The organism is Parendozoicomonas sp. Alg238-R29 (assembly GCF_947331445.1).
GTDB lineage: Bacteria > Pseudomonadota > Gammaproteobacteria > Pseudomonadales > Endozoicomonadaceae > Sansalvadorimonas.
Map to the genome: position 1 here is coordinate 73,251 of NZ_CAMZOG010000002.1, position 23,445 is coordinate 96,695.

At 47.2% G+C, this 23,445-nt stretch carries 17 protein-coding genes; 10 read left to right on the plus strand and 7 right to left on the minus strand.

The window, feature by feature from the left end; translation table 11 throughout:
* The first annotated feature begins 268 nt into the window (after positions 1–268).
* From QMA35_RS00925 to QMA35_RS00935, 3 genes are all read left to right on the plus strand, one after another.
* On the plus strand, positions 269–5,554 hold the full coding sequence (locus QMA35_RS00925; RefSeq protein WP_281645240.1) for a hypothetical protein: 5,286 nt from the start codon (positions 269–271) through the stop codon (positions 5,552–5,554).
* Positions 5,555–5,778: 224 nt separating this feature from the next.
* Entirely contained in the window at positions 5,779–5,958 is a 180-nt protein-coding gene (locus QMA35_RS00930; RefSeq protein WP_281645241.1) for a hypothetical protein, read from the plus strand.
* A gap of 141 nt (positions 5,959–6,099) precedes the next feature.
* Positions 6,100–8,448 (plus strand): ATP-binding protein, encoded by a 2,349-nt coding sequence (locus QMA35_RS00935; protein ID WP_281645242.1) that lies wholly within the window; start codon positions 6,100–6,102, stop codon positions 8,446–8,448.
* A gap of 5 nt (positions 8,449–8,453) precedes the next feature.
* Here the strand turns inward: QMA35_RS00935 and msrB are convergent, their stop codons facing one another.
* Entirely contained in the window at positions 8,454–8,867 is a 414-nt protein-coding gene (msrB, locus tag QMA35_RS00940; RefSeq protein ID WP_281645243.1) for a peptide-methionine (R)-S-oxide reductase MsrB, read from the minus strand.
* Positions 8,868–8,964: 97 nt separating this feature from the next.
* On the opposite strand from msrB, the gene QMA35_RS00945 reads away from it, so the two are divergent.
* From QMA35_RS00945 to htpX, 3 genes are all read left to right on the plus strand, one after another.
* On the plus strand, positions 8,965–10,206 hold the full coding sequence (locus QMA35_RS00945; protein WP_281645244.1) for a pyridoxal phosphate-dependent aminotransferase: 1,242 nt from the start codon (positions 8,965–8,967) through the stop codon (positions 10,204–10,206).
* A gap of 64 nt (positions 10,207–10,270) precedes the next feature.
* Positions 10,271–10,981, plus strand: a complete 711-nt coding sequence (locus QMA35_RS00950) for a class I SAM-dependent methyltransferase (protein WP_281645245.1) — start codon at positions 10,271–10,273, stop codon at positions 10,979–10,981.
* A gap of 88 nt (positions 10,982–11,069) precedes the next feature.
* Complete coding sequence (gene htpX, locus QMA35_RS00955) at positions 11,070–11,939, plus strand: protease HtpX (protein ID WP_281645274.1); 870 nt, start codon at positions 11,070–11,072, stop codon at positions 11,937–11,939.
* Positions 11,940–12,213: 274 nt separating this feature from the next.
* Here the strand turns inward: htpX and QMA35_RS00960 are convergent, their stop codons facing one another.
* Both QMA35_RS00960 and pdxB read right to left on the minus strand, forming a co-directional pair.
* A complete protein-coding gene (locus QMA35_RS00960) occupies positions 12,214–13,356 on the minus strand; it encodes an ATP-NAD kinase family protein (protein WP_281645246.1) in 1,143 nt (380 codons plus the stop codon).
* Positions 13,353–14,540: a 4-phosphoerythronate dehydrogenase PdxB gene (pdxB, locus tag QMA35_RS00965; RefSeq protein ID WP_281645247.1), complete on the minus strand. Its 1,188-nt coding sequence runs from the start codon at positions 14,538–14,540 to the stop codon at positions 13,353–13,355. Before pdxB ends, QMA35_RS00960 begins: the two co-directional genes overlap by 4 nt.
* Positions 14,541–14,634: 94 nt before the next feature.
* On the opposite strand from pdxB, the gene QMA35_RS00970 reads away from it, so the two are divergent.
* Positions 14,635–15,189, plus strand: a complete 555-nt coding sequence (locus QMA35_RS00970; RefSeq protein ID WP_281645248.1) for an elongation factor P hydroxylase — start codon at positions 14,635–14,637, stop codon at positions 15,187–15,189.
* 6 nt (positions 15,190–15,195) lie between these two features.
* Here QMA35_RS00970 and QMA35_RS00975 read toward each other — a convergent pair whose 3' ends face one another.
* Positions 15,196–16,674 carry a DASS family sodium-coupled anion symporter gene (locus tag QMA35_RS00975; protein WP_281645249.1) on the minus strand — a complete coding sequence of 493 codons (1,479 nt, stop codon included), beginning with the start codon at positions 16,672–16,674 and terminating at the stop codon, positions 15,196–15,198.
* Positions 16,675–16,882: 208 nt separating this feature from the next.
* On the opposite strand from QMA35_RS00975, the gene QMA35_RS00980 reads away from it, so the two are divergent.
* On the plus strand, positions 16,883–18,292 hold the full coding sequence (locus QMA35_RS00980; protein ID WP_281645250.1) for an MATE family efflux transporter: 1,410 nt from the start codon (positions 16,883–16,885) through the stop codon (positions 18,290–18,292).
* A gap of 72 nt (positions 18,293–18,364) precedes the next feature.
* On the plus strand, positions 18,365–19,147 hold the full coding sequence (locus tag QMA35_RS00985) for a hypothetical protein (RefSeq protein ID WP_281645251.1): 783 nt from the start codon (positions 18,365–18,367) through the stop codon (positions 19,145–19,147).
* Here QMA35_RS00985 and QMA35_RS00990 read toward each other — a convergent pair.
* Both QMA35_RS00990 and tusA read right to left on the minus strand, forming a co-directional pair.
* Positions 19,092–21,254 carry a hypothetical protein gene (locus QMA35_RS00990; protein ID WP_281645252.1) on the minus strand — a complete coding sequence of 721 codons (2,163 nt, stop codon included), beginning with the start codon at positions 21,252–21,254 and terminating at the stop codon, positions 19,092–19,094. The two genes, QMA35_RS00985 and QMA35_RS00990, sit on opposite strands and share 56 nt — an antisense overlap.
* Before the next feature lie 90 nt (positions 21,255–21,344).
* Complete coding sequence (gene tusA, locus QMA35_RS00995; RefSeq protein ID WP_281645253.1) at positions 21,345–21,593, minus strand: sulfurtransferase TusA; 249 nt, start codon at positions 21,591–21,593, stop codon at positions 21,345–21,347.
* A 136-nt stretch (positions 21,594–21,729) separates the two neighbouring features.
* Between tusA and QMA35_RS01000 the strand changes: the two genes are divergently transcribed.
* Complete coding sequence (locus tag QMA35_RS01000; RefSeq protein WP_281645254.1) at positions 21,730–22,011, plus strand: antibiotic biosynthesis monooxygenase; 282 nt, start codon at positions 21,730–21,732, stop codon at positions 22,009–22,011.
* Between the two features lie 17 nt (positions 22,012–22,028).
* Here the strand turns inward: QMA35_RS01000 and QMA35_RS01005 are convergent, their stop codons facing one another.
* On the minus strand, positions 22,029–23,378 hold the full coding sequence (locus QMA35_RS01005) for an MATE family efflux transporter (protein ID WP_281645255.1): 1,350 nt from the start codon (positions 23,376–23,378) through the stop codon (positions 22,029–22,031).
* Positions 23,379–23,445 lie beyond the last annotated feature (67 nt).

A 23,445-nucleotide genomic window follows, 5' to 3' on the forward strand; every position in this document is an offset into this window, starting at 1 on the left:
GGGGATATCTCCCCGCCTGTTTCCCCTCTGCCCCTCTCCTCCCCAAAAAAGCAAACTACCCGACAGTTATCTTCTATCACACCCCTGTTTTTATAACCTGAACGTATACATGTATGAACCCATATAACATTAGATAAATCAGGCACTATTATTTCGGCTTTTTATATCCCCTTCCTTGCAAGACCGTAAACCCCTGCTAGATATACCCCCTATCCATTTTAATCATGCGTTTAACGCTCATTCTGCCGGAGTGTGCAGAGGAAGGACTATGCCAGGTATTCAGAGCCCTAAGATCGATTCCAGTCGTCTATTGCTAACTGCCAGTATTGCTGTTTCCACACAAGCTATGGCTTCTACAGATGTGGATAACTTCAGGGTTCTGGGGGGAGCTCTTGCTGGTAGCAACGGGTTTGCTTCATCACCACAGCTTCAGGAAATCCTCCGTCACCACCCTGAGTGGGGATGGCTGCCCAGCTATAAAATCGAGAGCCTTTCAAAAACCCCCTACACCTTTGCTGATCGTGCCTATGAAGCCATTTCTGGCGAAATAATGCCCCTGCTCACGATTGTTGCGCTTCATTCTTTATCCACCACCGCAGGTCTGCAGTTCCACCAGTTATGGCGGGCAAATCCTGAAAAGGTCGCCGACTACGCCTGGCGCTTCGGCGAGGCGATTGGTGACCTCGCTACAACTGACACTGTCACTGAACTGATGTGGCGACTGTTTGCTACCAACGCTGATTTCTTTAAATCACCAGACTTTGCCGACAGTCAGAATGGAGCCATCGCATGGCGACTTTTGAAGCGAGGCTTAGCCTATAGCTATATGATCGGAAGTAATATTCCAGACGCTCTCCGTCAGCATGTTGTGAACTCTGTAGGATTTGTCGGAATTCCATTCGAAACAGCATCGCTTAATAAACATTTTGCACTGACATTTATCAGTTCCAGTACCGCAGATGACCCAGGCAGGCCAGACAGCGCTTACTTAGACCTTGATTTTGTAAACCAGCCAAAGCCTTTTGATGACCCAAAAGGCAGATTTGAAGAAGCGCTTGTTGCGCTCGATAAAGCCAGCCGCACCCATAATGTTACCCGCATTCGTCTCTATCCATCGGTTATGGGGGATCAGAGAAAAGGTGGTGAATTGGCTCTATTTATACGTCCTTACTTCAACCATCAACCAGGGCCACTGGTACGTTTCCCGGCACGATTTGGTTCGAGCAGCACTCGTATCTGGTGGACAGACGCGATGGATCGGGGAATCCTTGAGCGGACTTATAACGACGATCAGTATTCCATCGTCAAATACCTCAACAGCCTGATGGACTACAAAAGCAGCGTTATTACACCGCTGTCCGATGGCATTCTTGAAAAACTGCCTGGATTAATTGAGTGGGCCTCAAATGAACCTATTGCCAACGACTACGGCTTTAACCTTGAGCAACAGAAACATACAGCTGCTGAGCCGGATGTTGTTGATACAGAAGATGATTTGAATCTTGGCTACCCCGGGAAACCCAAGCAATCAATGAATCACACCGTAATACAAGCTGGCAAAAAGAAAGCTTTCCTGTTTATGGATGGCCACTACAGTCAGGGGGCAGAACTACCCATCATGGTGATGGTAACCCGAAGTAGCTCCGACGATGTTAAAACTGCCACTTTACTGGAGCTTGAGAAACACATGCCATGGTTACAGTACCGTGGTAGTTACAAAATTGCCTTTACCTGGGCGAAAGGTCAGGCCTACAGCTGGGTTGTACAGCGATTAATGATGGTTCGCTCCAAACAGTTTAAAGCCCAGCAAGAGATGGCACAACGCTACATAAAAAATATGCCAGACAGCTTTACGGCAAGCGATATGGCAACTATTAACCAGCTGGGTGACGAAGCAACTCAAGGGATGGATCCCCAAGAAGCTCTTGAGCAATCGATGGCCGAGATTCAGGAATTAGACGAATACAACCAGCTCCTTAAACTTGAGGGGGAACTTAAGGATCTAGAAGCCAAAGTGCCTACAAAGCAGGCACAGAGCGACGTAGAGAAGGCCTTTTCTGAAGCGCAGGAAAATCTCGAAAGAACCTACAAAGACCTGATGGAAAAACACAAGCTAACGCCCCAAAATCTGAAAGCAGCTCGGACACTTAAAGATGAGGCTGAAAATAAAAAAGGGAAAGACGGTTTTGACGCAGCCGATAAAAGTTTTTCCGATTATTTAAAATCACTCAAGCTGCAATCTCCTACAAAAGTAACATTGTTGTTGCTTCAAACAGATTACAAACAGCGGGGTGAATTAACGAAAGCCACAAAAGACAAAAACAATCTGCAAGACAGAATAATTAGGGCTCAGAGCGATATTGAGGCAAAGAAAGCAGCGAGGGATGCGCATATCACCTCACATGAAACGCTTGTTCTTCATTCTGTGCTAGATCAACTGAATAAGCTTGGCAAAAGTGTTGAGGCTGATGCCAGTGAAGATACCCTTAAAGGCATGCTCAATGATATGCGCAAGGTGGGCCAAAGTCGTTGGACTCTACCCGGTGGCTCTTGGTACGAAACCAAAGCCTTCTTTAAAAACCTCGTTGGCTCCATTCCTGTTATTGGTTCTCACTTTGGACCAGAGGCAGAGCTAGCGTATCACAAAGAAACTATGGAGAAACGAGCACAGGATGCGAAGGCTGCGGCAAAGGAAGCACTGAAGCAACGTCAGGAGAAACAACGTCAAGCCAAAGTGGACGATGAGCTGAAAACTATTGAAGACAAACAGCAGGCTTTGGATGAGACCAGCGGTAAGCTGCTGTACGCGATAACAGATATTGATGCCATCAACAAAACTCTGGCCACTAAGAAGAAAGAGCTGAGTACCGCCAGTGAAGAGGACGCTGAGAAAACTGCGATGGCCGAAATAAGCCGACTTGAAAATGATCTGAAAGCAGCTGAAATAGCTAAGAGAGAACTGGAGCAAGAAAAAGGCGCACAGGAGAGTGAACTTGAACAGCAAAAAGCCGAGTTGCAGGGAAAAATTGAACACTCCAAACAGCTGAGAGCAGGCTACACAGCTGTAAAAGCGGAACGAGAACAGGTTAAAGAGGAACTTGATGAAACCACAGCACGCAACACCACGTTGGCCGAAAACATAAAGAACCATGAGCAGCAATTAGCCCAAACCCACGAAGACTATGAGCAAGAAAAACAGGCTGCGGAAGCGCTAGCGGCTCAACACTCTAAAACTAACAAAAAACGAGATGAGACAAACAAGAGACTGCAGGACGCCGAAACCCGTGCCAATAACCTGAAAAACCAACATGCAACCGCTAAAGCAAATAAAAAACAACTTCAGAAAGAGCTAAAGCAACTTACAGCTGGCCTGGACACCGCCACAGACAAGAGCTCGATTAAAGAACTCGCAGAAGATCTCCAATCCCAGGTTAGTGATGCAGCTCGACACATGGCCGATCTGGAATCTCAAGTGAAGACGGCTGATGATAATGTGGCTGAGCTGACCCGGAGGAGCCGTGAGGAAGAAGCCAAATCTAAGACATTTAAAGCCGACCATCAGAAAGCCATAACTGAACTGGAAAATCTCAGAGCCAAGGAGCGGCAGGAACGGGAAGCTCTGACTAAAGCCAAAACAGCCCATCAAACAGCCAACGAGAGGATTAAAACCCTAGAGGGTAACTTCGCACAAATGCAAGACACAATCTCAGAATTTGAGAATACAGCCTCTGCCGCAGAGATCGAGTATAAGGGTCTTGCACAACGCTTGGACGACGAGAATCAGGAAGCTCAACAACTGAGGACCAAGCAGGGCGAACTGGAAGGTAAAACCACTGAATTGAAGACCGAACTTGAGAAAGCAGAATCCGAACTCAAAGACCTTGAGCCAAAACTGAAGACAGCTCGCGAAGCTGAAGAAAAACAGACTAAAGAGTTTAATGGCCAGCTAGAGAGTATTCAAGCACAAAGAAATGAGCTATATGAAGAGATCAAACAACTGCAAGAGGAAATAGGGAAGGGAGCGCCTTTAAGAGCGGAGCAACACGAGGCTTTGAGAAAAGCTAATGTTCATGCAGAAACAGTGGCTAGCGAGCATCAAATAGCTAAGGAAAACATCCTCCAGCTTCAAAAACGAATTCAAGAGGCCAATGAGCATAAACAGGCTGCACTTTCTGCACTAACCACCCACAAGGAAGCAATTGAAAAACTGGAACCACAAGGCAGTAAATTAAGCGAAAGTCTCACGAAAATCACTGACTCTCCAATAGAACAGATTACCGACGGCCATACTAACAAGGAGGGAGAAACTGATACTCAACGGATCGAAACAGAGCCTCGCTTGACAGAAAATGCAAGTAAAACTAAAGAGCTGGAGAATGCAGTCACAACAGTTCAAGGGCAAATAGATAACTTGCAGAGTCAACTGGACAGCGCCCAAACAACAGATAAGAAGATTGATGCTCAACTAGAAGAGGCAAATACAACTGTTAAAAGGGCTACTGATGCAGCCAAGGATTCGATCAATAGCCATAGACAACTGGAACAGAAAATACGCACTGCTAAGCAGAACCTCGAAGAAGTTACTACGGAAATTACTAGCATTGATCAGAAAAAACAAACCGTACAGGATCATTGGCAACACGTTGAGCAACATCATAAGAATGTAAGCATCACCGTACAGAATACAAGGACTGCTCTTCAATCGTCTGAAGCTGAAACCGAACAAGCCAAACAACAGGTTGTAAACAAACAAGCTGCATTAGAAAACTTAAGTGCTGACAAGAGTCAAGCAGAACAAAAGCTAGCGACCACGAAGAGTCATCTGAATAATACCCAAACCGATGTACAAGGGCTGAAAACAGAGCTCCAAAAAGCGCGTGAATCCTTATCAAAAGAATCAATCCCTGAATGGAAAGATAGAGTAAGTCAACTCACAGCTGAGCTTCAAGAGACAGAGCGCAAGGCAAATCAACTGGATGATCAAGCACGTACTGCTCAGTCTCAACATCTGGATTTGGAACTGCAACTCATTCAACACAAAGATGATACTCAGCGGCTGAATCGTGAACTTGGCCAAGCCAAGACAGTGCAACAAGAGCTGGAACGAAAAGCACACGAAGCCACATCAGCTGGAAAGGTGGCGGAGCAACTGGCAGAACTTGAAGAGAAAGTCACTCAACTGGCAGACAATCGTGATAACGCTGATTCAAGCGTCAGCTCAGTGAGCACCGAGCTGGAAACTGTAGAAGCCGAACTGAAAGAACTGAAAGATCTGAAAGCAGCCAGGGACAAGACCTTACAGATAGAGACTGAGCTTCACAACGCTAATTCTGAGGTGGAACGTTTGCGCTCAGAGAAAAAGACTGTATCCAGTCAGCTAGGTGAACTTGAGAAGAAGCACAGCGCTCTAAAGGAAACACAGAAAAAACTCAATCAGGAAGCCAGAGAAGCCAAGCGCTTTGCAATAGCGCTAAAGGGTCAGGCTGGAATAACAGACGGTTTTGATCCTTCAACAGTTTCCGAGTCAGAATCATTGCCTGAAGATGATGATTAGGATTTCTGCTACCAACAACGGACTTTAATCGAACCTCTACCAGCCTCTCGTAGTTTTTCTACGGGGGGCTTGGTTATTTAAGTCATCCTGTTTTTAAGATGCCCTATTTTTTAAGATACCCTGTTTTTAAGAGGCCAATGTTTATGCTGAACGCCCTCAAACATTTCCCAAGGCTTCTATATTTCGCCTTTTTCTCATGTGCCCTGTTGTGCACAGGTTACCTTTTGTCTTTGCAAAGTAGCTTTGCTTTTGAGGCAGACTTCAATGAGGATAGTATTTATACCGAAGAGAGTGACCTGGAAGAAGATGAATATGATGACACGTCCAGCGGTATGGATGCAGACTGGCAGGATGAACAGGAAAGTCAGGATATAGAAGAAGACGACTCTGGAGGCTTTGAATAGACAACCTTTATTCTTGTATTTTCCATCTGCGGCAACGTCTATAAAAACCACACTAAGAAAGCGAGAGATAGTCATCCTTTCATAACGGCGATAGAATGCAGGAAAGAGAAAATCAATAATAATCAGGAAGGCGCAACAGCCGTGGAGAAAACCACACATTTCAGCAAGAGGCTTTCCTTTCGCCAGACTCAATATACTCTTGTCGTCGCATTTGTAACCGGACTGGTTTTCAGCTGTTTGCAAATCGCTCTGGATTACCGCCACCAGAATCAAGCCATTGACGATGAAATAACCGCCCTCCTTGAAATCAGTAGCGCTCCTGCTTCACGCATTTCCTATAACATTGACTCAGAACTGGCTCAGGAGCTTTTGAATGGCCTGATCCGATCGCCCTCTGTTATCAGTGCAGAAATACGGGACGATACTAATCAAAGGCTTGGTTATGTTCGCCGAGATAGTCGTCAGGATCAGGCACGCTGGATAAGTGACTCCCTGTTCGGTCGCAGTCGTATTTATCGTCAGGTTCTTAAGGTGGATTATGACCCGGATGAGCCGCTGGGCTTTATCCAACTTGAAGTCGACACATTTAATTACGGCAGCTCATTTTTGCAACGCGCCCTGACCACCTTTTTCACCGGGCTGGTGAAAGGATTGATGATGGCTCTCATACTTCTACTGCTGTTTTACCGTATGTTAACCAGCCCTCTGATGGCGCTGACAAAATCCCTGAGCAAACTGCGCAGCCATGAACCATCACCGTCATCTCACCTTACCTGTCCCGAAGCGCATAAGAGTGATGAAATTGGCCTGCTGATCGAAGAGATCAATAACCTGCTTTATTCCATCAGCAGTAATACCAAACGCCGCTACCGGGCAGAGCGTCAGCTAAGAGATCATCTGGCCACCCTGGAAAGCGGCATTGTCAGTCGAACCGCCGAACTCAATGCTCGTAACCGTCAGCTGACTGATTCGAATCAGGAATTAGAGGATGCTCGGCAGAGGGCGCTACAAATGGCGCAGGCAAGAGCCACCTTACTGGCAAGCATGAGTCATGAAATACGAACCCCTCTCGGCAGCCTGTTAGGGCTTGTTGATCTGGCAAAAGAAAACGCCACAGAATACAGTCAGCAAACAAGGTTGGCGCTTGCTCACGAATCTGGAAAGCAACTCCTCCAACTGTTGAATGACATTTTGGACTTTTCCCGTTTCGAGTCGGGGAAACTCGTCTTTGAATCATTGAATTTTGATATTCACAATAAAGTTGAAATGACTGTAGAGCAGTTCTCCCAACAAGCTGCTCAAAAGCAGATTGCTTTACAATGCATTATTGATTCATCTGTTCCACAAATGGTAAAAGGTGACCCGACCCGGCTTCAGCAAATCATTACCAATTTAGTCAGCAATGCGATTAAATTTACAAAAGCAGGTCATGTTGCCGTTCTGGTAGAAGCACGAGCCGTTGCCAACGCCAAAACACTGATAAATATTGCCGTATCTGATACGGGTATTGGTATTCCTGAGAACAGGCTGGAAACTATTTTCCAACCTTTTTCACAAGCCACTGCAGAAACACATCGGGTATTCGGGGGCTCTGGGCTGGGGTTGGCGCTATCTAGAAATATGGCAGAAGCCTTAGGAGGAAGGCTTCAGGCAAGAAATATTAAAGGTGGAGGCAGTCGGTTTGAATTGCAGCTGCCTTACCAGAATGTTCAGCAAGCCACCAGCGAACAGGAAGCCTTGGTTTCCTCGATAGATATTACAATTCTTGCGCCGCCTCTGCTGGCAGAAGCTCTCTATAAATATTCTCTCGACACTCCCGGACTCAACCCCTCTGTTTTGAGCTGGTATGGCCCATGGCACCCTGACGAAATGAATAATGCGCTGGCAGGGGTATTCATAACAAACCTGCCAGAACACCTGCTTCCCAAAGCACCGAAACTCTGTATTCCTGTATACCAGCATGGGCAGACTTTGCCCCAAAAACCCACAACTCCTGTTATTCACTCGCCAATCAGAAAGAAAGCTCTCGGAACACTAAAAGAAGAGGTCGAAGCCTTCCTGAGAGGACAAAAACCTGATCAAGAGATTAAGGTTATCTCGAACAGCCCGGAACCTGAACAAAGAACAATTCTTGTTGTTGAAGACAACCCCACCAACCTGATGGTGACAGAAGGTATGCTCGAGCAAATGGGGTTTCATGTAAAAACAGCCCGCAATGGTCAGCAGTGTCTGGATATCTGTAAAGAGACTCTGTTTGATCTGATTTTAATGGACTGCAATATGCCAGTTATGAATGGTTACGATGCCAGTCGTAACCTTCGTAAAAGCGACTACCTGAAGGACGTTCCCATTATTGCCTTGACGGCTAATGCCCTTGAACACGACAAAGACCGGTGCCTTCATAACGGCATGCAGGACTACATGAGTAAACCTCTGGACAGGAAGGTTTTGCAAGCCAAGCTGAGTCAATGGATAAAAACAACCCGTTGAGCGGTTTACCCCCCCTGGTTACCTGATTCATTAAACCCCAAAGACACGGAATTCACGCAATACCGTAACCCGGTAGGCTCAGGACCATCGGGAAAAACATGGCCAAGGTGAGACTCACAGCAGGCGCACAGAATTTCTGTTCGTGTCATTCCCAGAGAGTTATCTTCTATATACACAATGGCGTCCTTTGATACCGGCGCCCAATAGCTCGGCCAGCCGCAACCACTTTCGAACTTGGCATCAGAACGAAAAAGCGGAGAGGAGCATGCGGTGCACACATACAAACCTGTTTCTTTGTGATTCAGGTATTCACCAGTAAAGGGACGCTCAGTGCCCTTCTCCCTGCAAACGTGAAACTGTTCTGGCGTAAGTTGCTCACGCCAGGCGGATTCTGTTTTCGTTATTTTCTGCTTAGCCATGTCCCACTCCCGAACTTTTCAGAGTTCAGACCAAAATTTCTCAAAATCTCTGATAATATGCCTATCACATTATTATCAGATAACAATAACCAGCACCATGCAGGATATACAGAAGTCAGGCAAGCTCCAGAACGTCTGTTATGAAATTCGTGGCCCCATTCTTCATGAAGCCCGTCGGCTGGAAGAAGAAGGTCAGCGGATACTTAAGCTCAACATCGGCAACCCGGCCCCTTTTGGCTTTGATGCTCCTGAAGAAATCATTCAAGACATGATCCTCAATATCCCTGCGTCTCAGGGATACTGTGATGCCAAAGGCCTCTTCTCCGCCCGTAAATCGGTGATGCAATATTGTCAGCAGCGCCAGATCGACAACGTCACCATTGATGACGTTTATATCGGTAACGGAGTCAGCGAACTCATTGTGATGGCCATGCAGGGGCTCTTAAACAATGGCGATGAGATGCTGGTTCCAGCTCCAGACTATCCGCTCTGGACAGCGGCCGTTACCCTCGCCGGAGGAAGTCCGGTTCATTACATCAAAGATGAACAGTCGGACTGGTGCCCGGACTTAGACGACATTCGCAGCAAAATCACCAGCAAAACCCGGGGTATTGTTGTCATCAATCCCAATAATCCGACTGGTGCCGTTTATCCCCGGGAGGTTCTCGAAGGTATTGTTGAATTGGCCCGGGAACATAACCTGATTATTTTTTCCGATGAGATATACGACAAAATTTTATATGACGAAGCCGAACATATTCCTATGGGCTCTCTGACTCAGGATGTTCTCTGTGTCACCTTCAATGGCCTTTCAAAATCCTGGAGAGCCGCAGGCTTTCGTACAGGCTGGATGATTCTGAGTGGCGCCATGCATCTGGCTAAAGATTATCACGACGGTTTGCAGATGCTGGCCTCGATGCGTCTGTGCTCCAATGTTCCCTCTCAATACGCCATTCAAACAGCTTTGGGCGGATACCAAAGCATCAATGATTTGGTTTTACCCGGTGGGCGATTGAAAGAACAACGGGATAAAGCCTGGGAGATGGTGACATCCATTCCGGGAGTGAGCTGCGTAAAGCCCAAAGGAGCGCTTTATCTGTTTCCAAAGCTTGACCCGAAAATCTACCCCATTGAAAATGACGAACAGATGGTTCTGGAGTTTCTCCGCCAAGAGAAAGTGTTACTGGTACAGGGCTCCGGGTTTAATTGGCCCAGCCATGATCACGTTCGGATTGTCACCCTTCCCCGGGTTGATGTGCTGGAAGAAGCCATGGAAAAATTTGCCCGTTTTCTTGATCGGCTAAAAAGAAAGCATCAAGTCGTTTCCATGCCCGGTTAAATATTAATCTTCATGATCGTCTCACTGCTACCTTAAGGTTCCTTTAATCAAGGAACCTTAAGTAGTGGAATACTCCCAAAAGCTAAGCCAACAATACCAACAGCTAATAACCACGGAAATCACCACTCTTCTCACAAGAGATATACCGACTTTAATCAGCCACTACGTCACCACTGGACGAAAAGCTCTTGATTACGGATGTGGCACCGGTACCTTCATTCCTTTATTGCAGCGCGAAGGATATCTGGTGGATGGAATGGATATAGAACCTAGTATGCTTTCTCAGGCACTAACTAATGTGAAGAATACAGCTTTCTTCCATATTAACTCTGCCGCTATTCCCAAAGCAGACAAGAGCTATGATCTCGTTATATTAAATTTTGTGTTAGTTGAAATTGGCACCATCACAGAAATAACTGAGGTGTTAACAGACATTCACAGAGTATTAAAACCTAACGGCATTCTTATCGCTATTACTGGAAATAAGGCACGCTACACACCAAGCAACCAGTGGCTTCACATAAAAACCGACTTCCCCGACCTTCCCCCATTATGCAGCGGCAGCCGTGTGCGGTGCCAGCTTCGGGGCACAGATATAGTCTTCGAAGATTATTACTGGACGGACAACGACTATAAACAGGCGTTTGAAACCGCAAACCTTGAACTGATCGAACTCCATCAACCTCTCGGAAAACCAGAGGACGATACCCCCTGGAAAGATGAGCTCCATGTCTCACCAATGAATATTTATATAACGAGAAAATCTAAGGTATGACAATTCAATACACTTTCCCCCTTGAATCCTCTTCAAAAACCCACATAAATGGGGTAATGGAATGGGAAGCAGTGGAGAATTATTCCTGATGAAGCGAATAGCCTTATTTTTAGCGACAAACCTGGCCGTGGTGTTGGTTCTGGGTACAGTCACCAGTATTGTTTTGCCTCTATTGGGGCTGAACACTAGAGGTATGGGAGGCCTTCTGGTCTTTGCCCTGATCTTCGGTTTTGGTGGTTCCTTTATTTCTTTGGCTATTTCCAAATGGATGGCATTGAAAACCACAGGTGCCGAAGTTATTGAGCAACCCCGTAATAGCACCCAGCAGTGGCTTCTTGAAACTGTTGCCCGTCAGGCTCAGGCGGCCGGCATTGGCATGCCACAAGTTGCCATGTATGACTCCCCCGATATCAATGCTTTTGCCACTGGTGCCAGCAAGAACAAAGCTCTGGTTGCCGTAAGTTCGGGCTTGATACGCAACATGAGTCAGGACGAAGCAGAAGCTGTCCTGGGTCATGAAATCGCTCATATTGCCAATGGTGATATGGTTACCCTGACTCTGATTCAGGGAGTGGTAAACACCTTTGTGATTTTCATAGCCCGAGCGATTGCCATGGTGATTGATAATTTCCTGAAAGGGGATGATGAAGAAGGTGGCTTGGGCATGTTTGCCTATATGGGCGTTGTTTTTGTTCTTGAAGCGATTCTGGGTATTGGTGCCAGCATTATTGTTATGTGGTTCTCCCGTCAGCGAGAATTTCGTGCCGATGAAGGTGGAGCCCGGTTAGCTGGCCGTGAAAAGATGGTCGCGGCTCTGCGTCGTCTGCAGCAAAGCCATGAGCCACAGCTGGAAGGTTCGATGATGGCTTTCGGCATTAACGGTAAGCGCACCGTTTCTGAAATGTTCCTGAGCCATCCGCCACTGGAAAAGCGTATCGCTCACCTGCAAAGCCTGTAATGCCCAATGGCATGGTTTCGGAAATATCCCGAAGCCATGCTTTCCTCTAAACCGTTGTTGATACCGTTGTTGATTGCTCCCAGATACTTACCGTTTCCTGAATGCTTGCAGATCATAAACAAGGAGAGGTTCTGATGGGGTTTGATAACATGTACACATAATTCCTGTGACCTATTGCTCAATAAACCACTTAATAAACCACTGAGAGTGCAATTGTTCAGATAGGGTGCGGTTAATGTGGATAACAGAGGGGTTAGCCCCCCTGAGCAGATACTTACAGCGCACTGACCGGATAAAGCACTGCATCCCGGTAGCCGGTCATGACCTTCAAAGTTCCGGATAATTCTGCATCCAGTTCTGGATCACCAGAATCCAGCAACAACGGTCGTCCTTCCAGGGCTTTGATCTTGGTTTTGGTAGCAATGACCAGCAAACCATCACGCCCTTCCCGCTCCAATACGGTGCGAATAACTTTCGGGCTCAATTGCTGGTTCCCACGCCCCAGTACATGCCCCTGACCGCCAATTACGGTCACCATAATCAACACCGGCCCATCGTGATGGCGCAACACTTCAAGAATACCTTCTTCACGGACATCATCCGCAAGACATTCATCATCCCGGAACAAATCAACACCCAGCAAAGTGCTGTCGTGCCCCAGACATTCCATTACACCTCGCGTAGTCGAACCCGGGCCAGCAATAATCAGTGTGCCGTCGTCTAACTGTTCCCGCAGATCATCGGCAACATCCTGCAGCACCAGCTCTTCAACTTCCCGACCGCCTTGCTTTACGTTTTGCAGAAACTGACCGGCTTCCGGCACCAGCATTTCGCCATAATGGCGGGCGCGCACACGCCCTTCTCGAAACGCTTGCTCGTCAATATCCCTTACATCACGATTGCGGATATCGGTCATTTCACCGGTGATTAAACCTTTCAGAACTTCACCAGCAGCAGAAGGGGTCACCGCATAAACCGCAGAATGAATTTTGACTCCGGCAGGAATCCCGAGAACTGGCTGCCCTTCCGGTACGTTGTCGCAGATATTTCTGGCGGTGCCATCACCACCAGCAAACAGAATCAGATCAACCTTGCGCTCAGACAAGCAGTGAACAGCAGCAATGGTATCCTCTGCAGAACTCTGTTCACTTTCTATACTGCCAACAACCTGAAACGAGAACCCCATCGCCTTGAGAAGGTTTTCTCCCATTGGGCCAGACCAGGCTAAAAACTCAATGTGTTCTTTATACGGAAGCAGCTTTTCCAGCGCCGTTTGGGCGCGCTTTTCGGCTTTAGGGACAGCTCCCATAGCCAGCGCTTTAGTAACGGTGTCTTCCCCGTCACTGCCTTTCAATCCTACGGAGCCACCGATACCGGCGAGAGGGTTAATAATCAGCCCAATGGTTAACTGCGTCATCGGTTGCCTGCGCTGCTTTTGGAAGAATTGTTATTGTAAGAGTTGTCGTTAATAGAGAAGCCGTAACCAGCAAGGTACTCACGAACCTCTGGCGAGCAGTCTTCCAGTTCAAGGCACAAGGTGCTGAACTCTCTACGGCGGGGATAATGGCGGCGCAGCAGATCAAATTCCCTGGCAATATTTTCAGGATGGCGAGCCACTGCCCTGCGTAAACGCATATCATCCCGGCGAATATCGTAAACCATGCGAATAGTGGCAGCCGACGCTTCCTGATGATTATCGCTGGCAATAGTCAGAGATTGCAGTAAAGGTGCCGGATTCACTTCATCGTATTTCACATCTTCACGACGATTCAAAAACTCACAGGCAGCTTGATAGATCATTGCTGTGCCGCGAACTTTGCCATCCACACTGTAACCAGCAATATGAGGTGTACCGAGTGTTACCAAATCCAGAAGTTCCGGATCAATAGAAGGTTCGCTTTCCCAAACATCAAGCACCGCTGTTAAAGAATGAGTTTCTTTTAAAAGCGACTTCAGCGCGGCATTGTCTACAACTTCTCCGCGCCCGGCATTAATCAAAATGCCATTGCCGGCATTCTCTGAGAAATAACGAAGCCGCTTATCATTTAACAGATGAAATGTTGGGTGCTGGCAGTTACGGGTATAAGGCGTGTGCAGAGAAAGGATATCAACCTTTTCAATCAGCTCGTCAATCTCGGTGTTATCAGGAGCGTCTTTGAAAGGGTCACAGTTGAGGCAGTTAACGCCCAAGGCCGTCAGACGTTGATACAGGCGGCTCCCCACCTGCCCGTAACCAACAATACCAACGGTTTTATCTTGAAGGTGAAAACCCTGCTCCTCCATCAAAGTATCCAGAGCCGCCATCACATAATCCACTACGGCCTCGGCATTACACCCCGCAGCCGAGGAAAAACCAATGTTATTTTCCCGAAGCCAATCTTTGTCCACATGATCTGTTCCACTCGTGGCTGTGGCGACAAACTTAACCGAGCTTCCAGAGAGCAGCTGCTCATTCACTTTTGTAACAGAACGAACAAGGAGAAGGTCAGCATCTCTCACATCAGCAGCAGTCATGGTGCGCCCATGACAGGACACAATGTCACCAAAACCACCAAAGAAGCTGGTTAAAAGGGGAATATTTTCATCGGCAACGATTTTCATCAGCGTCCGTGGTTACTCCACACAATACGATTGAGAACAGAATGTTATAATGCCGAGCGTTATACCAGCAATTCGGAAACATGACATCTTATCCATGCTCACTACACCTGATAACAGTGTTTATAACCATAACGATCTGATCACCCTGTTTAATCAGTGCTTTTACCGTGATTATCACACAACTCTGTCTGCACATGCCGAAGAGCCTTTGTATACACCGGCCACACCTGATCAGCCAGCCAGAATTCACTTTACCCGGGATTATTTCGCCAGCGCCCTTCATGAGATTGCCCACTGGTGTATTGCCGGTGAATACCGGCGCACTCTGGAAGATTACGGTTACTGGTATGAGCCGGATGGCCGTACAGAAGAGCAACAGGCATTGTTTGAATCTGTGGAAATCGAGCCCCAGGCTTTAGAATGGATTTTCTCTCTGTGCTGCAACGCTCCTTTCCGAATCAGTGCAGACAACCTCAATAGCACCATAGGAGCCAGTGAATCATTCAAAAGAAATGTTTATAACAAAGCAGTGGAGTATCTGGAGAATGGCTTGCCGGAACGGCCTCAGCATTTTGCCAAAGCACTGTCCCGACACTTTAGAGAAGATACATCACCTGCTGCCAGCGAGCTTGATCCAGCCACTCTTTAAATGATGTTACGCCAGAGCAAAGCCTGCCAGCCAGTAAGCAAGCAAACCAATAATCATAATCCCCATCAGATTCAGAATCAGGCCGCTTCTCAGCATCTGGCGAATGGTAATCATGCCTGACCCAAACACTATGGCATTAGGTGGTGTTGCCACCGGTAACATAAAGGCACAGCTGGCGGCCAGTGTTGCGGGAATGGCCAGCATCGCGGGAGGAATCCCCAAAGACAATGCCAAAGCTCCCAAAGGTGGAAGAAATGCCGCAGTCGTTGCAGCATTACTGGTAATCTCGGTTAAGAAAATAATCACCGTAACAACCAAGATCACAGCTAACAGCTCTGTCCCCCCGGGGATTGAGGAAAACAGGCTGGCTGTCCAGCCTGCCAGACCACTCTTCTGAATCATTGCCGCAATACTCAAGCCACCACCAAATAACAGCAAAATGTCCCAGGGCAGCTTCTTCATAGCCCCCCAGTTCATCACAAATTCCAGCTTGCGAAGATTTACTGGCAACAGGAACAGGGTAATGCCGGCCATCAGTGCAATAAGGGTGTCGGAGATCGGCAACCAAGGCAGCATGTCTACCAACAAAGGCCGAAACAACCAGCAAATGGCGGCCAAAGAGAAGACAGAAGCCACCATTTTCTCACCACGGCCCAAGCCTCCAAGATCACTCAATTCTTTGGCTAGTTCCTGATGAACCTTGTCACTGCTGACTGACTCAAGCTGATAGCCACCTTTACTTAGCCACCAGCCGGTAAAGATCAACATTAATACAGAGATTGGCAGGCCAATCATCAGCCATTGAGCGAAACCAATTTTCAAGCCGTACTGTTCTTCTAGAAATGCGACCATCAAGGCATTGGGGGGAGTTCCTATCAGTGTGGCCATGCCACCAATGGAAGCACCGTAGGCAATAGCCAGAAGCAAGGCATTAGAGAATCCTGCCTTCCCTTGCCCTTCTTCCCGCAACATATGAATCACGGAAACACCGATGGGCAACATCATCACTGCCGTTGCGGTATTACTGACCCACATACTGAGCAGAGCCGTAGCCAGCATAAAACCGATCACCAACCTTTGTTCGCCCGTTCCCACCTTAAGCATGATGTGAATAGCTATACGCCGGTGCAGCCCCCAGCGCTCCATAGCCAACCCCAGCATGAATCCACCGAGGTAGAGGAAAATAACCGGATGTGCATAGGGCGCAGCCACAGTGTCCAGCTTGCCAAGCCCTAAAAGCGGCCCCATGACCAGAGGAAGAAGTGCGGTGATGGCAATGGGCATAATTTCCAGAGACCACCAGACCGCCATCATCAAAGCCAGGCCAGAACAGCGCCAGGCCATATCAGACATGCCTTCCGGGGCATCCACAAACAAAGGAAGTAACAGAAGTACCCAGCCAGCGACAAAGCCGACTCGCCAGAGTCTATGGTTTTTCTCTTCTGACAGCTCTGAAGCGACCTGTTGTTCTGAATTTAAGCTCACAAGGGTATCCCGCCATTCTCTTATAGAGAAATATCGTCCTCCTCTCGGTATCCATAACTGCAGGCCTCAAAGATACAGAACAAATACAAAAGACTTCGGGCTCTTGACGGGATAAAATGCCCACGATCCGAAAGGTTTATCCCACGGCTGCCTCCCTTCGCCATATCGCCCTAACCCCGGCAAACCGTGCAGATACAACTCACAATTAATGAATAAAGCTCAATCTTATTTGCCTCGCTTTTTTACAGAGGCCAGAGCCCTTCTTGCTCTTTCCATGCCGATCATCATTTCCCAGCTTGCTATCCAGGGGATGAGTTTTGTAGATACCTCTATGGCCGGGCAGGCCAGTGCCAGAGACCTGGCCGCTATTGCTGTGGCCGCCAGCCTTTGGATGCCAGTTAACCTGCTGATGCGCGGAACCCTGATGGCTCTCACCCCTATAGTGGCTCACCACCGGGGAGCAGGAACGGAACAAAGAATCCCTGCTGATCTTAGCCAGACACTCTGGATTGCCCTTTTTTCCAGTGTCATTCTTATTGTTTACCTGAATATCGCAGGACACATCCTCTCATTTATGGATGTTGACTCGGCAATTATCCCTATTGCTACCGGTTATCTGTATGCGCTGTCGTTTGGTGTACCCGGCATTGCTATCTATTTCACCCTCAACAGCCTGTGTGAAGGGATGGGCAATACCCGCGCTCCGATGGTGGTAGCTATCGCCGGATTATTGGTGAACGTTCCAGTGAACTACGTGTTGATTTACGGAAAGTTGGGATTACCCGCGTTAGGTGCTGTTGGTTGTGGCTGGGCAACAAGCCTGGTGTACTGTGTGATGTCGCTGCTTATGATTCTCTATCTCAAAAGTCACCACCGCTACACAAACCTGTTGCCTGCAGGCAATCAGTTGAAAATGATTGGCCACCGAATTGGTGAACAGCTAAAACTGGGGATTCCAATTGGTATCACTATTTTTATTGAAGGCAGCATCTTCGCCATCATCGCTTTGTTGATTGGTCAGCTGGGTGCTACCGCCGTCGCTGCTCACCAGATTGCCCTGAACTTTTCAGGTTTAACCTTTATGGTGCCACTCAGTATTTCTTTCGGTATCACCATCCGCGTAGGACATGCTATTGGAGCCAATAATCTCAGTGAAGCCAAGCTAAGAACTCTAAGCGGAACAATTCTCGGAATAATGTTCGCAACAATCACAGCTGTGTGTATTTTGCTGTTCCCGGAAGCCATTATTCGCGTTTACACAACAGACCCTGTTGTTGCCCAGGGTGCAGCCCTTCTGCTGGTTTATGCGGCCGTTTACCAGATTTCCGATTCCCTACAAGCTTCTGCTAATGGCGCACTACGAGGATTTAAAGATACCAGGACACCTATGATTCTGGTAAGTATCGCTTACTGGCTGATTGGCTTACCCATTGGCTACATCCTGGGATTAACCAGCATCATTACTCAACCTATGGGCTCAGCAGGATTCTGGATCGGACTAGTTAGCGGCTTAACCGCTGCAGCTATTTTCCTTGGCACGCGCCTTTTGATTGTTATCAAACGTACAGAACAACACTCTGTCACATTAATGTCTTCAAGTTATAAAGCATCAACTTAAGTTAACGACTAGATTGAAAAGATCAGGAAAAGGATTTTCCTGCTTTTACAGCGGTGTTCACAAGGATGTGGCATGTCTGATCGATTTAGCGAGAAAAGTCGTAATAACAAAAACCGTAAAGAAAATACCTCGGCACCACTCAAGCCTGAGTCTGAGCCCGATAATGTGGTTGATATCTTCACCCGAAAAAAGGTGATTGATAACAACACCAATCGCATTGTACGAATGGCTCCTGAGCTAGATGGTCTGGAAATGCTTTACAGCAACGACGCCAACAAAGATAAAATGTTCAGCATGAAAATACTGTGCTGGGCGCTGCGACAGAATGGCCAGGTTGATGCCATGGTGCCTTGGCTAAGCAGGCTGGTTCCGGCGCAGGATTTGAAAGATCCTCTGAACGGACACTGGGAAGGTTATTACGATAATAAACTTGAGCGGTTGTTCTACGAGCCTCCTGTTCATAAGGTTGTTGAGCTGGAAGGTGCTGTGACCTATTTCCAGAGCCTGGAAGAAAGAATGGAGAGAGTGGGAGCAGAAGGTAATGAAGAGCCTGAGATTATTCAGGAAATTCCTGATAATATTGGCACACATGCAGTGCTGACCGGAAACTCTTTCCACACCATCACCCTCACCCAAATCACCAGCTGGCGTTTAATGGATGATGGAACAATTCAGGCCATGATTGCGGATACGGACAAAATTGACAACACCCCTGTGCTGCCGGGAGACGAATGCTTGTATCCAGTTCAGAAAAACAGTGATTTCAAATACTTCTTCCACCATATTATCGCCAATAAGATCAAAGCTGGGGATCCCGAAGCCGTAGCTGCGTTTTCGCGCTTGTTGGATCAGTAGCTGTGTCCGAAAGCCGTTGCCAGCGACTACTTGTATGCCCCTCAGCCCCCCCGGGAACGTACCTAGAACGCGACGCATATGAGCGGATGTCGCGCACACGGGTAAGACTGCGATACCCTTGAATAGTCTCTGTGACAGAGTTTGAGCCTGAAATATGAAATGCCATTCTTGTCGCGAGACCCCAACTGTTTGCTTTGTCCAACGGAGAAGGCAGCTTCCTTTTGAAAACATCGAATTGAAGCAATGGCGTATCGCTTAACGAGCCCAGCCGATGGGCAAAACAGTTCCAGCCACCGCACCATCCAGGCCTCATATTAATGCCTGTGGTGAACTTCGTTAGCGCAGCGCTCATATGGGCAACAGCACTCGTTTTATCTTGCTCTATAATGGATAGCGCCCAGTCTGACAGGCATGCGCCATGATCAACGTACGTAGAATAGGCGCCGACACCAGCCAATGGCTCTATATATTGATACAGCTCACTCGCTAGCTCGAACTGTTTCAAATAAGTAAGATTCATTGCTCGTATCTTTAAACCTCTTAAACCTTTCCCCTGGTAAGTTTTCAGAACCTCTTCAGCCTTATCCCTGCTTCCAAGTGCTATATAGATTTGTGCCAAAATCACTTTGGCAGATTCGCAATTTTCCTCAGATATAGACATTTCCAAGCTGGGGATATTTTTCTCTAAATCTGAATTACTTATTGCTTTTTTGGCATAGAGGGCTAAATCAATTTCTGCCTGCACCATTCTCTTAGTCACAACCTTCCCTTGGTAAAGCTGGTATTTTTCGCATTCGTCCAGTGCCTGCTTAGCCTCCTCTATTCTTTCACGGCTTAACAGAATCCTGCTCAGTACTATCTGGCTCTTGGTAAGAAGATATTCTGCATACCCCTTGGATATGGACACCCCCCCTTTATTTTCGTCACTCAATTCTGTTATCAGGTTCTTAGCTACGACTTCATCATTATCTTTTTCTTCAATAAAAAATGCCTCAAGCCCCAAAACGCGCACATGCAAGTACTGCATATATAAGCGATCTTTGGCTGTCTTAGACGTCACAGAGGAAAGGACTTTTTCAAATTCTTTAAGATTTTCAATTTCAGCTGTAACTTCAGCGCTAGAATTTTGTCGGCATCTTGCTTCCATCCCAATCCAGCTCATCCAGCACATCCAGCTATATGGAAAGATCGGGTCTTCAGTTTCCCAGACACGACTCTTTAACAAGTCATCTTTGTTTACAAACCTTAGGATATGACTAATTTCTTCATATTCGGCAAGCTCTGCTGCATACTGAAAGGCACTGGCAAGAAATCCCAGTTGATGTTTTTTTTCCATCAAATTGAAGGTGTCAGGTGCTTCATAAAAAACGTTCAACAGAAGCCTGAGTCGCTCAGGCATAGCCCTATTAGCGCGAATGCCAGAAAAATCTGCATGAAAGAGGTCTTTACTCATCTTATCCAGAGAGTAACCCAATTGTTTATCTATATAACCCTTCTGTCTAGTACTCATAACAGCTTTATAAGGATACAAGTCACCACAACATTGAACCGCTTTTGAATACTGACTGGCATTGTTTAGCATTCTTATATATTTAATAAGAGCATGCAGAATTGGGGAAGCAGCTTTTCCCTTTAGACCTTTCTCAAGCTCTTGAAAAAGCTTATTGCATATTGACCCCAATTTCTCATCGAGCTTATCACACTGATCTACTGCCCTACAGAGCCCCTCTAACTCTTCTACCCTATCCTTTCCCAATGGATGAACAGCAGTACTACGCTGAGCATCTCGCTTTTCGACTCTTTCCCTTTCTCCAAGCGACCCTGCACTCAGGTATCTATCTTTATCTGATGTGGCTACCCTTCCAGAACCCAGCCCTGTGACAACTTCACAACTCCTGCGAGTTTGCCCTACACCTACACCTACACCTACACCTACACCTACACCTACAACAGCTTTTTTTTGTGGTGGGCTTATGGTAAGTCCCGGAGTCCGCTTCTGATCAGCCGCCAAAGATCCCCGACCTCTCCCCCGAGAACCAGATTGTAAATAATCCACTGGAGAAGAGGTCGGCAACAACGATGATTTCACTGATTTCACTGATTTCATAATGACTCATCCTGCACATTAGCCTCACATTTTTTGTAAGACAGCAGAAATCAGCAATCTGTGCGTAAGCGGAACTGACAAGCCTGATAGCTAGAGGCCATCAAGCTGCTTTTTTCGAATATGGTAATAGAACCGATTATCCCGCTCTTCCTGGGTCAACAGGTCATGATCCAGAAAGTTACAAAACTTGGGAATATCCCGGCTGGTAGAGGGGTCGGTGGCAATGACCTCGACGATATCCCCCGCCGCCATATCCCGCACGACCTTGTGCAGCATCATTACAGGTTCAGGGCAGTTAAGGCCACAGGTATCGAGAGTACGGGAAATGCTATAGGTCATTACAAAAATACGCTTACACTTAAAAAATATTCGAAACGGGCGAAAATATTTTAGAGCCACTGAGCCCAGGAATAAAACCCCAACAGGCTCGATAGCCTAATCCGATCCAGAAACGACTTTGATAAGGACATACCCCATGATCAAGGTGATCATAGACCGCACCATAGCCGAAGGACTGGAACAACACTACGACCACTGCCTGCGGGATACTGTTCCCCTGATTCAGGATACCAAAGGCTTTCTGGGAAGTGAGACTCTGCGGGATATAGAAAATTCCTGCCACAGAGTCACCGTCAGCCTTTGGGATAATGTCCAGTGCTGGAGCCAGTGGCTGCATTCCGAGAACCGCCGTCTTCTCCACAATAAGATTGATCCCTTACTGGATCACGAAGAAGAAATCACAGTACTGACCCACTGAACCCCAGAAACGACACTTTAAAAGCTAAAACTCTGCCCCTTGCGTATTTTTCGATAAATGGGCAAGAAAGACATCAGCATACCGCTGCTTCTCGCGGCGGTGAATACGGCAAACGCAAACCATAAGCCGTGGTTCCCAGCTGAACGGGTCAGATACAGTACAGGGATAAAAACAAGAAACGTTGAAAGCACCATAATATTTTGCATCAACCCTGTTCGACCAATGCCAATGTAAACGCCATCCAGCCAGAAACAAATCACACCAAGAAACGGCATCGCAATCAACCAGGGAAGGTAATTTCCAGCCAGTTCAGCCAAGCCTTCAATATCTGTTAAAAACGACAGTAACAACTGACCAAATACAACGAAGAAAATACTGAATACCGCGGCCATTAACACAGAGCACAGAAAAGTAGACGTCAGAAGTTTGTTAATTAGGCGAATACAACCTTCACCTGTCGCTTTTCCAATAAGAGCTTCCGCTGCAAAAGCAAAACCATCCAGCGCATAAATCACCAGCATGAGCAGATTAATCAACAAAGCGTTGGCGGCAAGAATTTCATCCCCCTGCCGAGCGCCCCATGCGGTAAACATAGACATGGTTAATAGCAGGCACAGTGTGCGGATAAACAGCTGCCGGTTAACAACCATCAGTGCTTTTAATTGAGACAAATACAAAGCTTCTCGAAAACGAAAGTGCCCACTCACACCGCTGAGATAACGCAAACAAAGATAAAGACCCAAGCCGAGGCTGGCGTATTCTGCGATCACTGTTGCCAGTGCCACACCTTTTACTGCCATCCCTAAGCCAAGAACAAAGAGCAGGTTCAGAACGATATTCAGTAGGTTTTGAAACACCAGCAGAATCAAAGACGCTTTAGCAACCTGCCGACCCAGCAACCAGCCCAACACAGCATAGTTAGCCAGTGTCGCCGGTGCAGATAGTACCCGGATAAAGAAGTAGTTACCCACTTCCGAACTAACAGCCTGGCCAGGATTAAAGAATGGCAAGGCCAGATCAAGAATGGGTCGAGATATTACGATTATGGCAACCCCCAAAACACCAGCAATGGTGAGCGCCTGAATCAGCACATCATACATACGTTGATAGTGCCCCCGGCCATAAGCACGGGAGACTTCACCCGTGGTTCCCATACGCAGAAAACCAAAAGCCCAGAAGATAAAACTGAACAGGCTGGCACCAACGGCAACAGCACCGAGATAGATAGGGGAATCCTGTCGCCCAAGTACAGCAGAATCCACCAAACCCAACAGGGATACAGTGATATTGGAGAGAATCACTGGCCAGGCAAACTGCCAGACCTGACGATTAGTCGAAACCGGCACGGAAGAAGGAGGCTTGGGCAAGATATTTTCCTGGTGGAGTATTGAGCTTGAGAATGCCAGTTGTTATTGGTTTTATTGCTGACATAAG